Below are 14,109 nucleotides of genomic sequence, written 5' to 3'. Positions count from 1 at the left end.
GCGATGTATTAGTAATAATTGTCATGGGACTTACCAAAAGCGAAGAATTTACCATTGCCGACAACCGTACCGCCGAACTAGCCAAAGCGTTTGCACATCCTGCCCGCGTAGCTATTTTGCGGCTGTTGGCCGAGCGCAAAGCCTGTGTTTGCGGCGATTTGGTCGATGAGCTTCCGTTGTCGCAGGCCACTGTTTCACAACACCTAAAAGAACTCAAACGCATCGGTATCATCAAAGGAGAAATCGACCCGCCACGAGTGTGTTACTGCATCAATGAACCCGTTTGGGAAGAAGCACAGGTAGCTTTTGGAGTATTATTCGAGGCTATTAAGATTCAGAAACAAGGCTGTTGTTAAAAAAATTTACTCCTTTTGATCGCAATATTACAATTGAAAAATCTATCTCTTTTTTACTAAAAATTATCTTCAATGGAAAATCAAGAGCAGGCGCTAAAAGAAATAGTTCGTCAAAAATATGCCGAAATAGCCGGACAAGATCCCGCCCTCAATGCGGCTTCCTGCTGTGGCTCCGGCCCCGTATCAACCAAAGTGTACAACATCATGGCCGACGATTATAGTCAGTTTGAAGGCTATGCGTCAGAAGCGAATCTGGGTTTAGGCTGCGGGTTGCCTACGCAGTTTGCCCATATTAAAAAAGGTGATGTGGTCATTGACCTGGGTTCGGGAGCAGGTAACGATTGCTTTGTCGCGCGCCACGAAACGGGAGCCGAAGGGAAGGTGATTGGTGTCGATTTTACGGAAGAAATGATTCAGCGGGCTCGCACCAATGCTGAGAAACTGGGCTTCCATAATGTAGAGTTTCGGCAGGGCGACATTGAGCAAATGCCCGTCAACGACAACGTGGCCGATGTAGTTGTGAGCAACTGCGTGCTGAACCTTGTGCCTAACAAACGGAATGTTTTTAAGGAAATTTTTCGGGTAACGAAGCCCGGCGGGCATTTTAGTATTTCGGACATTGTGCTGACGGGCGAACTGCCCGAAAACCTCCGACAAGCGGCTGAAATGTATGCAGGCTGCGTGTCAGGCGCCATTATGAAAGACGATTATCTGTCGCTTGCCGCACAGGCCGGTTTTGAAAACCTGACGGTTCAGAAGCAGAAACCCATTGTAATTCCGGATGATATCTTGGAAAAGTACTTGTCAGCAGGGCAAATAGCCGACTTTCGGACTGGTGTTTCGGGAATCGAAAGCATTACGCTTTATGCTGAAAAACCAACGGAAATTCCTTTCGAAATTTCCGAAGCCAAAGCCACAGATTTTGACGAAATCTCCGCATTGCTGCAAGCCAACGGCCTGCCAACCGAAGATCTGACACCCGCATTGGGTACGTTTATGATTGCCCGTTTGAATAAAAAGTTGGTAGGCGTAGCCGGATTGGAGAATCTGGGACAAAAGGCCTTGCTTCGGTCTGTGGCTATTGATCAATCGCAACGCAACAACGGATTGGCGAATCGTTTGCAGGAAAAATTACTGGCCAAAGCAAAACAAGAAGGCGTTGAGGATGTGTATCTTATAACAACTACGGCAGGGCAGTATTTTGAGAAATCAGGGTTTAGTACTATCGACCGTACAGAAGTTCCGGCAGAAGTTCAGGCAACGGCGCAGTTTTCCAACTTGTGTCCGTCCACAGCCGAAACGCTCCACAAGCGAATCGGTAAACCCCGTGTACAACTCGGAGCAGCCGCTACGTCCTGCTGCACACCGGGAGGCGGTTGTTGCTAAGAATCACAAACAAATCTTGACCCTAAAAAAACACCGTATACCTATGCTGCCTGCACTTGCCATGTACTTTGAATCGCTGAATCCGGCGAAGATTTCACCTGAAAGGTTACCTGCTCTGAATGCGCTCCGAGGGTATATTCAGGAAAAAATAGCCGCGCACGAACCAATAAACCTTACCTTCATTTGTACTCATAATTCGCGCCGAAGCCATTTTGGGCAAGTATGGGCGCAGGTGGCGGCGCATGCCTTTGGCCTATCGGATGTTCAGTGCTTTTCGGGTGGCACCGAAAATACAGCCTGCAATCCACGAACAATTGCAGCGCTTGAACGAGCAGGCGTGCGGGTTGTAAAGACTACGGAAGGAGAAAATCCGGTGTATGCGCTGTGGTACGACGATGAAATGCCGCCGGTGGAGGCGTTTTCAAAAGTGTACGATCAGGCTCCAAATCCTGTGTCGGGTTTTGCGGCGATCATGACGTGCAGTCATGCGGAAGAAAACTGTCCGTTTATTCCCGGAGCGGAGTGCCGCTTACCCGTGATGTACGAAGATCCGAAAGCTGCTGACGATTCGCCGCTGGAAACCCAAACCTACGACGAGAGGTGTAGGCAAATTGCAACCGAAATGAAGTATGTGTTTTCGGATTTGTAACTATTTGCCGGTGAATCAATGCCCTTGAACCCACCCTCCTGATTTTGTCAGGAGGGTTTTTTATCTTTGGAGAAATTTAGTAAACTCGTTACTCCTGATTAATGACAGGGCGAATAGCTAAATGTACCGAAACAACAACCGGATGTTACATAAAACACGAGGCATTGCGTTAAGTTATATCCGCTACCGGGAGACTTCCATCATTGCCAAAATCTACACGGAAAGTTTTGGGATGCAGAGTTATATTGTGAACAGCGTCCGCAGTAGTCGCTCCAAATCCAATAAAATAGCTCTTTTTCAGCCTCTTACATTGTTGGACCTGGTCGTATATCATAAAAATAAAGCCGATAGCCTTCACCGAATTTCAGAGCTTAAATGTCTTTATCCGTTTCATAGCGTCCCATTTTTGGTCATCAAATCCAGTTTGGCTCTTTTTCTTACCGAACTTCTGACCAAATGCCTTCGCGAGGAAGAAGAGAACCTTCCGCTTTTTGATTTTTTACAACGTGCCATTGTGTATTTGGATGAAGCCGAGAGTGGTTTCGAAAACTTCCACCTGCATGTACTGACACAGCTGGCGTTTTACCTGGGTTTTGGTCTGGAAACAACCGCCGATTTTTCAAATGAATTGCGAAGTAATCATTACCCGCAAAGCCCTGATGCGTCTCAAAACTTAGCGTTGCATTCCTGGCTTACCGCACCGTTTGGCGTGGTAGTGGCATTGGACCGGCCCCGGCGAATTTCACTCCTGAACATGCTGCTGTTTTTTTATAAAATACATCTGGATTCGCTTGGGGAAATTAAATCTTTGGATGTATTGCACGAAGTACTCAGCTAGCAGTCTCCGCTGAGTGCCTGGAAAGGGTAGTGGAGGCTCGTGCCAAAGTTTTTGTTTTGAATCTGGAAATTGATTTTGTTTAAATTTATGAAACTTATAGTTTACTTAAAATCGAATCAAAATAGCCTTTTTTCATAGAAAAAAACCATTTAAGAGTGGTAAGTAGTAGAGTAGTAACATGTAAAATTAAGGTTTAAAAATATTTTTGTAACGCTAAATAAATTTGGTATTATTTTTGTTCAAATTGCTAAAAACAAGAAAACTTTTGTCGTTGCCTTCCAGGGAATTATGAAAAAAATACTATACTTAACCATGCTTACAGCCTTCATTTGGAGCTGTACGCCAACCTCAGAAATCAATCCCTCCGCTCCGCCACAGGCGAACGTAGCGGCAGGCTATTCCGCTGACTTCATGCGGGAGTGGTTTAAGCTCGAATGCAAGATCGTAAAAGAGGCGTCATTTCCGCCGCCACAGGCAGCGCGTGCTTTCGGATATTCGGGTATTACCGCCTACGAGGCTGTATACAGAGGCATTCCGAAAGCCGAATCATTGGCAGGTCAGCTTACAGGGCTGACGCCCGGCATGATGCCTCAGGCCGACCCCCTCAGTATTAAATATCATTGGGGCCTCGTAGCTAACGCAGCCCTTGCCGATATGATGCGGATGATGTTTGAAAAGAAAATCAGTAAGCAAAATCTTGACGCCATTAATAAAACCGAGCAAACCTATCTTGAACAATTCAGGCCGGAAGCTGCAAGCAAGACCGTAGCTAATTTGTCGGTGCAGTTGGGCAAAGATATTGCTGCTGCCATTTTTGAATACTCTAAATCCGACGGCGGTCACGAGTCGTACCTCAACCCGTTTTCGAAGCCTTATACGCCGGTAACCGGCGTAGACAAATGGGTGCCCACCGACGCCAACAATCTGACGCCCCTGAGCCCGCACTGGGAAAAATGCCGGCCCATGTTGGCCACTAATATGGCTTATGCACTGCCCCCGCAACCCATTCCATTTTCAACTCAGCCCGAATCCGATTTTTATAAAGCGGCAATGGAAGTATATGAAGTAGTAAAGCGTGAAGTGCCCGAAGAACAGGAAATTACCCGGTTTTGGGCCGATGATCCTTTTGCTACCTGTACACCTACCGGACATACATTCAATATCCTGACGCAACTCCTGGAAGAAACCAACGCTACGCTCGAAAAAGCATCGGTAGGCTACGGAATGCTGGGAATTGCCGAAAACGATGCCTTCATAACCTGCTGGAAAATCAAGTATGATTACTCGCTGATTCGTCCGGTTTCGTATATCAAGAAATATATCGATCCGTCGTTCAAAACGGTAATTGGCACGCCACCTTTCCCTGCTTATACGTCGGGGCACGCTACCGAAGCTGCCGTGGGTGAGCGCGTGTTTATTAAGTTGTTTACCAATGGAGACGGCGCCTATAATTTTACAGATCGGTCGCAGATTCAGCACGGATTTTCGGTGCGTAAGTTTACCAACTTTAAACAAATGTCCAAAGAATGCGCTGATTCGCGTCTTTTTGGAGGTATTCACTACGACATGGACAATCAGCGCGGGCTCGATATGGGTCGTGCTATTGGTGACAACGTGGTAAGCAGGGCGATTCGCTGGCCCCAAAATATTAAATGATTTTTTTTCTTTTATGACTTCCTATAAGATTATTGGTAGCCTGCTGCTAAGCAGTTTGTGGCTGTGGAACTGCACGGCCAATCAAGCCCCCGAAACCGAAGACGTGAACCTGATGGCGGAGCTCCAATGCGAGGCCCGAAAACTAAAAGACGAGCGGTTTCGCATTGCCAACGAGATGCAGCTGATGGAAGATTCGCTGATAAAAAGCAATAGTCCGCTGACTGCCGCACAACGCCAAACAAATGACTCGATCAGGCAGGTACTGACGGAACAGACCGGAGCGCTCGCCACCCGAATCACGATGGCGATGGATAGTCTTTTTGAAGCCCGCTATCAGGCACCCGAGCAACGCGACAAGCTGGACGAAGCCGTGGAAAACCGATTGAAGGAAATTTGTGAGTAAGGGGAAATTGAGACCTTAACTTTCTTAGTTTCTTAATGGTTGATTTACTCTATCTGGCGTGTAGTCAAAAAGGATGAGGAACAATTTTTGAGTAGCTTTGTGTAGCATCACTAATTATTCATAAATCCTTAGAACTCATGAAAAAATATTTTTTCTTCTACCTGGCAATCACCCTGATGGCAATAAACGTATCGGCACAATCCCTTAAAGGAGCCTGGAAGTCGCAGCAGCCAAACAACAGCACCGCCGTGATGATTTTGGCGGACGATTACCTGATGATTTCCTCGTTCAGTATCCTGAACAAATATTTTGACCGAACCGAAGGGGGAACATTTACTATGAAAGATGGGAAACTTACCTATAACCGGGAGTTCCATTCAGCAGATACCGCCAAAATCAACAAAACTGTAACGTATCAGGTGGATCGGAAAGATAGCATTCTGACGCTGCGAAGCGAGGACGAAGACCTTGTGTGGATGCTCGTAGACGATGCCGCTTCGGTGCCGATGGCAGGTACGTGGCACATCACCGAAAGAGCCAATGGAGATGCGGGCGAGTTGGTGAAAATTCATCAGAGCGGTACGCGCAAAACGCTTAAAATTTTGTCAGGAACGCGGTTTCAGTGGGCAGCGATTGATCCGGCAGTCAAAGGGTTTTATGGCACGGGCGGCGGCAGCTACACGATTAAGGATGGAAAGTACACCGAAAAAATCGAGTTTTTCTCTCGCGACAACCACCGGGTAGGAGCCGAACTTTCGTTTAACTGGGCACTCAAAGACGGTCGTTGGGACCACTCCGGCAAAAGCAGCAAAGGCGATCCGATTCATGAAGTATGGGAGAAAATCAAATAAGCCCCCGCAGCTCCTTATATTTTTCGTTTTAGTTCAAAATGCTGTCCCAGATACACTCGCCGAACCTGCTCATCTTCGGCGAGTTCTTCGGCAGTTCCCTGTTTAAGGATTTTTCCCTCAAACAGCAAATACGCCCGATCCGTGATGGAAAGCGTCTCGTTTACGTTGTGGTCAGTAATCAGAATGCCAATGTTGCGGTGTTTGAGCCGGGCCACAATCGACTGAATATCTTCTACGGCGATAGGGTCTACACCCGCAAAAGGTTCATCCAAAAGAATAAACTTTGGATCAACGGCCAACGCTCGTGCAATTTCGGTACGGCGGCGCTCCCCGCCCGACAGCACCATACCCTTGTTGTTGCGTACATGATGCAGGTTAAACTCTTCCATCAACTCTTCCACTTTTTCTTTTTGAGCCGATTTAGGTAAATCCGTCATTTCCAGCACCGCCCGAATGTTTTCTTCAACCGTAAGCTGCCTGAACACCGACGCTTCCTGCGCCAGGTAGCCCAATCCCAAGCGGGCCCGCTTGTACATCGGCAGTTTGGTAATATCCCGGTCGTCGAGGTACACGTGACCACTGTTGGGTTTTACCAAACCTACCGCCATGTAAAACGACGTAGTTTTTCCGGCGCCGTTTGGCCCGAGCAATCCCACAATTTCGCCTTGCGCTACCTGATAGCTGACATTATCGTTGACGAGCCGGGCGCCGTATTTTTTGACAAGATTTTCGGTTCTTAGTATCATGGAAAAGTATGGGAAATCAGGCTTTGTGTGTAAAATTTCCAGGGAGGCAGAAAACTGTTTTTGTAAAAATTGATTTACTGGAATTTAATATCTTTCAACATAAACTGTAACGTCCTCGAATCCCGAAAGTTGTTTTCTTCCAGTGTATAACAAATATCAAAGGGTTTGCCGCTTGTGAGATCCGGCAAAAGATGCGCCATGCCAAAAGCAATGGTTGTAAATGCCGGGGATTTACCCTGAAAAACGTCAAATTTTATGTGTTTTTCTTTCATGATTGTGGGGCGTCCGGCCAACTGCACGGCCCGGCTCACAAAAACGGGCGTCATATTGCCGGGACCAAAGGGTGCCATTTGTTTCATGACGTTATAAAACTTCCAGGAAATTTCGTCCAGCGCAATTTCCAGATCCACCCGGATCATCGGAATGAGCTGCTCAGGTAAAATACGGCTGCTCACAATTTCTTCAAACCTCAGCCGGAACGCATCAATGTTTTCGACCGGCAGCGTGAGCCCGGCGGCGAATGTGTGCCCGCCAAATTGTTCCAGCAGTTCAGCGCATTCTTCAATTGCTTCATAGACATCAAAACCCGGCACCGACCGGGCCGAACCGGCCGCTTTTCCGTTCGACTTCGTGAGAATAATAGTTGGCCGATGAAAATGTTCAATGCAGCGGCTTGCCACAATACCGATTACGCCTTTGTGCCAATCTTCCTTAAAAAGCACCGTACTTTTGGCCGCTACCAGCCATTCGTCGGTTTGAATCATGGCAAGGGCCTCTTCGGTTATGCTGGAATCGAACGTGCGGCGGTCGTTGTTGTGGGTATTGATACCCATCGCAAATTCCGTGGCTTCTTCTTCATCCTGACACAGCAACAGTCGAACAGCCTCCTTGGCATGTTTGATGCGTCCGGCGGCATTGATGCGGGGCCCAAGGCCAAATACCACGTTTGTAATATCGAGTTTGGAGTGAAGACCAGCAATTTTTATGAGTGCTTTCAGGCCAATTCTTGGTGTAGCATTCAGATGCTGCAATCCGAAAAACGCCAACACGCGGTTTTCGCCCGTAATCGGCACAATATCAGCCGCAATGCTCACGACCAGCAAATCGGTGTAGGGGTACAACTCTTCGGGCTTGCGACCGGTTTGGATACAAAAAGCCTGCATCAGCTTAAATCCTACGCCACAGCCCGTTAGTTCTTTGTACGGATACGCGCAATCGCTGCGCTTGGGATCAAGCACGGCGGCGGCTTGCGGCAGTTGGTCGCCGGGGCGGTGGTGGTCGCAAATGATAAAATCAATGCCCAGAGAATTTGCGTAGTCAACTTTATCCAACGATTTGATGCCGCAATCGAGCGCAATAATCAGCGAGTAGCCATGTGCAGCGGCCCAGTCGATTCCCTGCGTAGAAACACCGTAGCCTTCGGTATACCGATCCGGGATGTAGTAGTCGAGGTGGGGGTAGAAAGTACTTAAAAAGTCATACACAAGAGTCACGGAGGTCGTGCCGTCTACGTCATAATCGCCATAAATCAGGATTTTTTCCTGCGAATCCAGCGCCCGAATCAACCGCTGCACGGCCTTGTCCATGTCTTTCATCAGGAAAGGATCGTGGAGGTGGCTTAGCTCAGGACGGAAAAATGTACGTGCCTGCTCAAAGGTATGAATGCCGCGCTGCACCAAAAGAGTAGCCAAAAAAGGGCTGACATGAATAGCCTCCGCCAGCTCGGCAACGGTTTGTGTTTCAAGGGCGGTAAGTGCTGAGGAAGGAATCCAACGTTTTTCGTTCATAGGAAAGAAGAGAAAGGTATCCGGTGGAAATTGTGTTCAAACCGGGCAAAAAAATAAGAGGGAAAGCCAGGCAACCCGCTTTATGTATCAAAATTAGCGATAAACTTTAAAACTTAGCAAGTCTAACTCAGGCCGTAGATTAGGCGCATGTATCGAAAAGCTATGGAAAGGTCTTATCTTTGCGGCACAAAAACTCCTGGAAACCCCTTGCGTATGCCCCGTTTGCTGGCGATTGATTATGGTTCAAAACGTACCGGCCTGGCCGTTACCGACCCGATGCAGATTATCGCAACGGCGCTCGAAACCGTGCGGACGCACCTGCTGCTCGACTTTTTGAAAGAGTATATTGGGAAGGAAGATATTGCGGGGATCGTCATCGGAATGCCCCGAAAACTTGATAGCTCCGATACGCACAACACGCAGCCTGTGCGGACCTTTATAAAAAAGCTGGAGAACACTTTTCCGGAAATTCCTGTTTACCCTCACGATGAACGCTTTACGTCCTCAATGGCGCTTCGGGCGATGATTGCCGGAGGGAGTAAAAAAAGTGAGCGGCGCGAAAAAGGAAACCTTGATAAAGTAAGCGCTACCATTATTTTACAGTCTTTTATGGAAAGTCAGCAAATCAACCCGCTGGGCAACGCTTCGAGTCGAGACTAATAGATACCCATTTTTTTAATTGACCAATTAGTAAAAATTCAGATGATTTACCCCATAGTAGCCTACGGTGACCCCGTTTTACGCAAAGTGACAAGAGCCCTTGAAAAAGACGAGCTGGACCTGAAAAAACTGGCCGACGATATGTTTGAGACTATGTACGATGCCTCCGGCGTTGGCCTTGCCGCTCCGCAAATCGGGCTGGGCATTCAGGTATTTGTGGTGGATGGCACGGCAATGAACGAAGGCGAAAAAGAAGAAGACAAAGAGCCTTCGCTGGAAGGATTCAAAAAGGTGTTTATTAATCCCGAAATTCTGGAAGAAGACGGTGAAGAATGGGGTTTTGAAGAAGGCTGCCTGAGTATTCCCGGCATTCGGGGCGAAGTTTTCAGACCCGAACGACTCAAAATCAAATACCGCGACCTGGACTGGAATGAGCTCGTAGAAACCTATGACGGAACCGCCGCCCGCATCATTCAGCATGAGTACGACCACTTGCAGGGCAAACTTTTTACGGACTATTTGCCTACGCTGAAAAAGCAACTTTTGAAACGTAAACTAAGCGATATTTCCAAAGGAATTGTGGATGTAGATTATCGTATGAAGTTTTTTGCGCGTAAGTAAATACACCTTCTTTTTACCCAAATTCTGACAAAAACGCTCTTGAACACGCTGCGGGTAGCTTTGGTACAAACTTCGCTGGAATGGGAAAATCCTTCCTATAACCGGGCGAATCTGGAAGAAAAAATTGCAGATTTGCCCGAGCCTGCCGATGTACTGGTGTTGCCGGAGCTGTTCACAACCGGATTCAGCATGAATGCGGCTCACTTCGCCGAACCTCTCAATAGCACCACGACCCGCTGGATGAAAATGATAGCGGCGCAGACGCAGGCGCTGGTGGTGGGGAGTTTTGCAGTTAAAGAAAGTGGAGCCTTCTACAACCGCTTGCTGGGCATGCGTCCCGATGGCACCTATCAATATTACGACAAGCGTCACCTGTTTCGGATGGGAGAGGAGCATCAGACCTATCATCCGGGCCGCGAAAGGCTGCTGCTGAACTGGAAAGGCTGGCAGATTTGTCCGCTTGTTTGCTACGATTTGCGGTTTCCGGTATGGAGCCGGCAGTCGCCCCAAAACCCCTACGATGTGCTGCTGTATGTAGCCAATTGGCCGTCGGCTCGTACCTATGCCTGGGAGACGCTGCTAAAAGCCCGCGCCATCGAAAATTTGAGTTACTGCCTGGGCGTGAACCGCATCGGTACCGATGGCAACGGCCTCGACTATACGGGCGGCTCACTTGCGGTCGATTTTGCGGGAGAGCTCATCACCGACCTCGGGCAGGCAGAAACGATAAAGGTCGTGAAGCTGGAAAAAGAACCACTGAATGTCTTCCGTCAGCGGTTTCCGGCGCATTTGGATGCCGATTCGTTTGACATTCGTCCCTGAGTAGCAAAGGGAGAGGCTGGCGAATTAACGTAAATTGAGTACCTCAAACTAAAAAGTGCATTGAAGGTGCATTTTATGCCGAAAACAACCTATTTGTAAGATCAATAATTGGTTAAATTCCTATTTGCCCTCGCATACTTGCCAATGGGCCGCTCCTAACGGAGCTAGGTGCATCTGGTGAATACAGGAGCTACAAACAGTTAGCTCCTACGGAGCATTTGCCAATATGTTACATATAGGGAAACCTGAAATAGTGACTATTCATCAAGAATTAAAGGGGAATTATTCAATCACTTTTGGTACTTTCAGATACTGCTCGTCGTGGCTCGGAGCATTTTGCAGGCCTTCGGCTCGCGATAAAGTGTTTTGGGCCACATCTTCACGCCAATTATTGACCTCGTCGGTTACGTGCGTAAGGGGCTCCACGCCCGTGGTGTCGAGCTCGTTGAGCTGCTCCATCCACGTCAGTACGTTTTCCATACTTTCCAGCAGGGCTTCTTCTTCTTCGGGTTTTACTTCCAAACGCGCCAAATGAGCGATTTTATGCAAAGATTCGTGATCTATTTTCATGAGTAATCAGGCAATTTTGCCTGCAAAGATAGGCGATGTAGTTGTGAAAACGAATTAAGTTTGGCGGCTGATAGTGGCGCACCTCCGGGGCTGTTGGCGCTATGTTTTCAGGAGGAACGACTTACCCCCCCCCATCAAGTAACTTATCAATGGATATATTGTACAAACTGGAAACTGCAACCAATTCCTTTGCTTTCAGCGGGCGTTGCCCGGATTCAATTCTTGAATAGGTTGACTGTGAGGTACCTAATTGCGCAGCCACAAATTCCTGCGAATACCCTTTTTCTTCCCGGAGTTTGCAGAGGGTGAGGTTGGTCGGATACATAATCATGTAAGGAGTTAAAGGTGAGAAGGATTTCAAAATTCAGAATTTCACCAAGTAACTAAAATCTGCTAAAATTTCAAATGTATGATGTGACGGTAGTACACAAAAATTAACTTTTTTTGAAGCGCAGATTCATATTTCAAGTACAACAACCAATAATCAAAACCCGTAGCTAAAAATTTGTCTTCTCCAAATTCCTTCCTGATTCGTGATATTTCTCAATAAATAGTACGCTTCTCTTTAACCTAGGCCGAAATCCATTTCCCTGCCTGCAAATTAATAATCTTCCAACAAGGTTCTGCCCCTGATATTAACGCTATGTTACGTATACACATAAGCACTGATGCTTTATTGACAGCAAAGTGATAACGCCTTAATAATCAGGTAATACAGTCTGTGCTTATTTGTAGTATGAAAATACAGACTGAATTCCGGACCATCATTATTTCTGACCTCCACCTGGGTACAAACGGCTCGAAGGCCAAGGAAGTAACGAGTTTCCTGAAATATTATAGCTGCCGCAAACTAATCCTCAACGGTGATATTATTGACGGTTGGCAACTGAAAAAGTACGGTGCCTGGAAGCGCAAGCACACGGCTTTTTTTAAGGCAATGCTCAAAATGATGGATGAGCACCGGACAAAGGTTATTTATCTGCGGGGAAATCACGACGATTTTCTGGATCAGATTTTACCGCTGCGCCTCGGAAAGCAGTTTCAAATCCGGAAAGATTATATCCTCAAATCGGGCGAAAAACGGTTTTATGTTACGCATGGAGATGTTTTTGACTCCGTGACCTCCAATCTAAAATGGCTGGCCTATCTGGGCGATGTTGGCTACACGTTTTTGCTGTGGCTCAATAAACTCTACAACGGCTACCGGGCCTGGCGCGGACTGCCGTATTACTCGCTTTCTCAAAAAATAAAGCAACGGGTCAAAATGGCCGTGAGCTATATCTCGGATTTTGAAGAAAAATTAACCGAATTGGCCCGTTCCCGCAACTGTGACGGCATTATCTGCGGGCATATTCACCAACCCGCTATCCGTGAAATCGACGGCATCACCTACATGAATTCGGGCGATTGGGTAGAATCGCTCAGCGCGTTGGTTGAAGATTTTGACGGAAAATGGAGCCTGCTCTATTATAACGAATCCAAACACGCTGACCCCGAAATGAGCGAAGATACCATAGTTTCAGAGTTTTTTGGCCGGAAAGAGCGGTTGGTTGCGTTTTCTGCCCCGCCTCCCTCAGACCTGGGAAATACTACGTTTCGTACCTAATCTACACGTTCATACGCTATGAAAGTTCTATTCATTGTACAGGGAGAAGGCCGTGGGCACCTAACGCAGGCTATTTCGCTGAGGCAGTTGCTATCAAAAGCCGGGCATGAGGTAGCAGCGGTGTTGGTGGGTACATCGCCGGGGCGCAGTATTCCTTCTTTTTTTTCCGAACAAATTCAAACGGAGGTGCGCTCTTTTCGTAGTCCCAACCTTTTGTATGATGCAAAAAAAGGAGGAATTTGTGTAGGAAAAACGGTACGGACGCATCTGCTGCGCACGCCTGCCTACGTGGCTAGTTTGCGCTGGATTCATGAGCAGGTACAGGAAATAGAAGCGGATATACTTGTTAATTTCTACGAAGTTCTCGGCGGGCTTTACAACCTTATGTATCGTCCGGCTACACCAATGGTTTGTGTAGCGCATCAGTATTTGCTGCTACATCCTGAGTTTCCTTTTCCCAAAAACAGTTGGCTGGATCGTCAATTGGTCAATTTTAATACACAACTGACGGCTTTGGGTGCAAAGAAAAAACTGGCACTTTCGTTCCGAAAAATACCTCAGCATAGTTCCGAATCGCTTACCGTGGTGCCGCCGCTGCTTCGTCAGGCAATCAAAGATCTGCAACCCGTAGCCGAAGACTTTGTGCTCGTTTACATGACGCACCCCGGTCTGAGCAGTCAGGTTCGGGCGTGGCATGAGAAAAATCCAGATGTACCATTGCATTGTTTTTGGGACAATCCCGGAGCGCCCGACGAATGGCAGGTAGATGAAACGTTGACCTTTCACCGCATTCATGGCCCCAAATACCTGCGCATGATGGAAACCTGCCGGGCGTTGGTAACCACGGCAGGTTTTGAGTCTGTGTGTGAGGCGATGTATTTGGGCAAGCCCGTGTTGATGGTGCCCGTCCCGAATCACTTTGAGCAGGCCTGCAACGCTATCGACGGCGTTTTGTCAGGAGCAGGCGCTTCTTCTTCCACGTTTGATTTATCCATCCTGACCGACTTTCTGCCGTATTACCAAAGTCCGCAGGCGGAGTTTCAGGCATGGGCCCAGGAGAGCGAGCGGGTGTTTATCAAACAGCTTGAAGAAGTAATGGAAACTGCTCAGCAGGAAGCTTATGCTTCCCTCGAACCCCGAATGGTACTTCACGCGTGA

Annotated in this window: 16 protein-coding genes; 12 read left to right on the top strand and 4 right to left on the bottom strand. The window is 47.6% G+C overall.

All coding sequences use genetic code 11. The annotated features are described in order from the left end of the window. Nucleotides 1-23: 23 nt before the first annotated feature. From EZE20_RS02320 to EZE20_RS02290, 7 genes are all read left to right on the top strand, one after another. On the top strand, nt 24-356 hold the full coding sequence (locus tag EZE20_RS02320) for an ArsR/SmtB family transcription factor (protein ID WP_132114040.1): 333 nt from the start codon (nt 24-26) through the stop codon (nt 354-356). Between the two features lie 72 nt (nt 357-428). Next, nucleotides 429-1,742 carry an arsenic resistance N-acetyltransferase ArsN2 gene (gene arsN2 / locus EZE20_RS24580; protein WP_132114038.1) on the top strand — a complete coding sequence of 438 codons (1,314 nt, stop codon included), beginning with the start codon at nt 429-431 and terminating at the stop codon, nt 1,740-1,742. Nucleotides 1,743-1,785: 43 nt separating this feature from the next. Further along, nucleotides 1,786-2,391 carry an arsenate-mycothiol transferase ArsC gene (locus EZE20_RS02310; RefSeq protein WP_132114036.1) on the top strand — a complete coding sequence of 202 codons (606 nt, stop codon included), beginning with the start codon at nt 1,786-1,788 and terminating at the stop codon, nt 2,389-2,391. A 142-nt stretch (nt 2,392-2,533) separates the two neighbouring features. Beyond that, entirely contained in the window at nt 2,534-3,229 is a 696-nt protein-coding gene (gene recO / locus EZE20_RS02305; RefSeq protein WP_132114034.1) for a DNA repair protein RecO, read from the top strand. Between the two features lie 288 nt (nt 3,230-3,517). Continuing rightward, nucleotides 3,518-4,885, top strand: a complete 1,368-nt coding sequence (locus EZE20_RS02300) for a vanadium-dependent haloperoxidase (protein WP_132114032.1) — start codon at nt 3,518-3,520, stop codon at nt 4,883-4,885. Nucleotides 4,886-4,898: 13 nt separating this feature from the next. Next, entirely contained in the window at nt 4,899-5,288 is a 390-nt protein-coding gene (locus EZE20_RS02295; protein WP_132114030.1) for a hypothetical protein, read from the top strand. 137 nt (nt 5,289-5,425) lie between these two features. Continuing rightward, nucleotides 5,426-6,139, top strand: a complete 714-nt coding sequence (locus EZE20_RS02290; protein WP_228713498.1) for a hypothetical protein — start codon at nt 5,426-5,428, stop codon at nt 6,137-6,139. A gap of 14 nt (nt 6,140-6,153) precedes the next feature. On the opposite strand, the gene lptB is transcribed toward EZE20_RS02290, so the two are convergent. Together lptB and recJ are read right to left on the bottom strand one after the other, a co-directional pair. Next, nucleotides 6,154-6,885 carry an LPS export ABC transporter ATP-binding protein gene (lptB, locus tag EZE20_RS02285; RefSeq protein WP_132114028.1) on the bottom strand — a complete coding sequence of 244 codons (732 nt, stop codon included), beginning with the start codon at nt 6,883-6,885 and terminating at the stop codon, nt 6,154-6,156. Between the two features lie 74 nt (nt 6,886-6,959). Then, on the bottom strand, nt 6,960-8,672 hold the full coding sequence (gene recJ, locus EZE20_RS02280) for a single-stranded-DNA-specific exonuclease RecJ (protein WP_132114025.1): 1,713 nt from the start codon (nt 8,670-8,672) through the stop codon (nt 6,960-6,962). A gap of 213 nt (nt 8,673-8,885) precedes the next feature. Between recJ and ruvX the strand changes: the two genes are divergently transcribed. Genes ruvX through EZE20_RS02265 form a run of 3 tightly spaced genes read left to right on the top strand, consistent with a single transcriptional unit; the run spans nt 8,886 to nt 10,775 of the window. Next, entirely contained in the window at nt 8,886-9,332 is a 447-nt protein-coding gene (gene ruvX / locus EZE20_RS02275) for a Holliday junction resolvase RuvX (RefSeq protein WP_132114193.1), read from the top strand. Between the two features lie 42 nt (nt 9,333-9,374). Continuing rightward, nucleotides 9,375-9,953: a peptide deformylase gene (gene def, locus EZE20_RS02270; protein ID WP_132114023.1), complete on the top strand. Its 579-nt coding sequence runs from the start codon at nt 9,375-9,377 to the stop codon at nt 9,951-9,953. Nucleotides 9,954-9,992: 39 nt separating this feature from the next. Then, nucleotides 9,993-10,775 (top strand): amidohydrolase, encoded by a 783-nt coding sequence (locus EZE20_RS02265; RefSeq protein ID WP_317129148.1) that lies wholly within the window; start codon nt 9,993-9,995, stop codon nt 10,773-10,775. Nucleotides 10,776-11,057: 282 nt separating this feature from the next. Here the strand turns inward: EZE20_RS02265 and gatC are convergent, their stop codons facing one another. Next, nucleotides 11,058-11,345, bottom strand: coding sequence for an Asp-tRNA(Asn)/Glu-tRNA(Gln) amidotransferase subunit GatC (gene gatC / locus EZE20_RS02260; RefSeq protein ID WP_132114021.1), 288 nt, complete (start codon nt 11,343-11,345; stop codon nt 11,058-11,060). 121 nt (nt 11,346-11,466) lie between these two features. Then, the gene (locus EZE20_RS02255; protein ID WP_228713497.1) at nt 11,467-11,676 is read right to left on the bottom strand and encodes a helix-turn-helix domain-containing protein; all 210 of its coding nucleotides are present in this window, start codon (nt 11,674-11,676) and stop codon (nt 11,467-11,469) included. 405 nt (nt 11,677-12,081) lie between these two features. On the opposite strand from EZE20_RS02255, the gene EZE20_RS02250 reads away from it, so the two are divergent. Continuing rightward, complete coding sequence (locus tag EZE20_RS02250) at nt 12,082-12,951, top strand: UDP-2,3-diacylglucosamine diphosphatase (protein WP_199879862.1); 870 nt, start codon at nt 12,082-12,084, stop codon at nt 12,949-12,951. 18 nt (nt 12,952-12,969) lie between these two features. Then, complete coding sequence (locus EZE20_RS02245) at nt 12,970-14,109, top strand: glycosyltransferase family protein (RefSeq protein ID WP_132114019.1); 1,140 nt, start codon at nt 12,970-12,972, stop codon at nt 14,107-14,109.

It is taken from the genome of Arundinibacter roseus, assembly GCF_004348825.1.
GTDB classification, from domain to species: Bacteria; Bacteroidota; Bacteroidia; order Cytophagales; family Spirosomataceae; genus Arundinibacter; species Arundinibacter roseus.
This window is presented reverse-complemented; position numbering and strand designations above follow the sequence as displayed.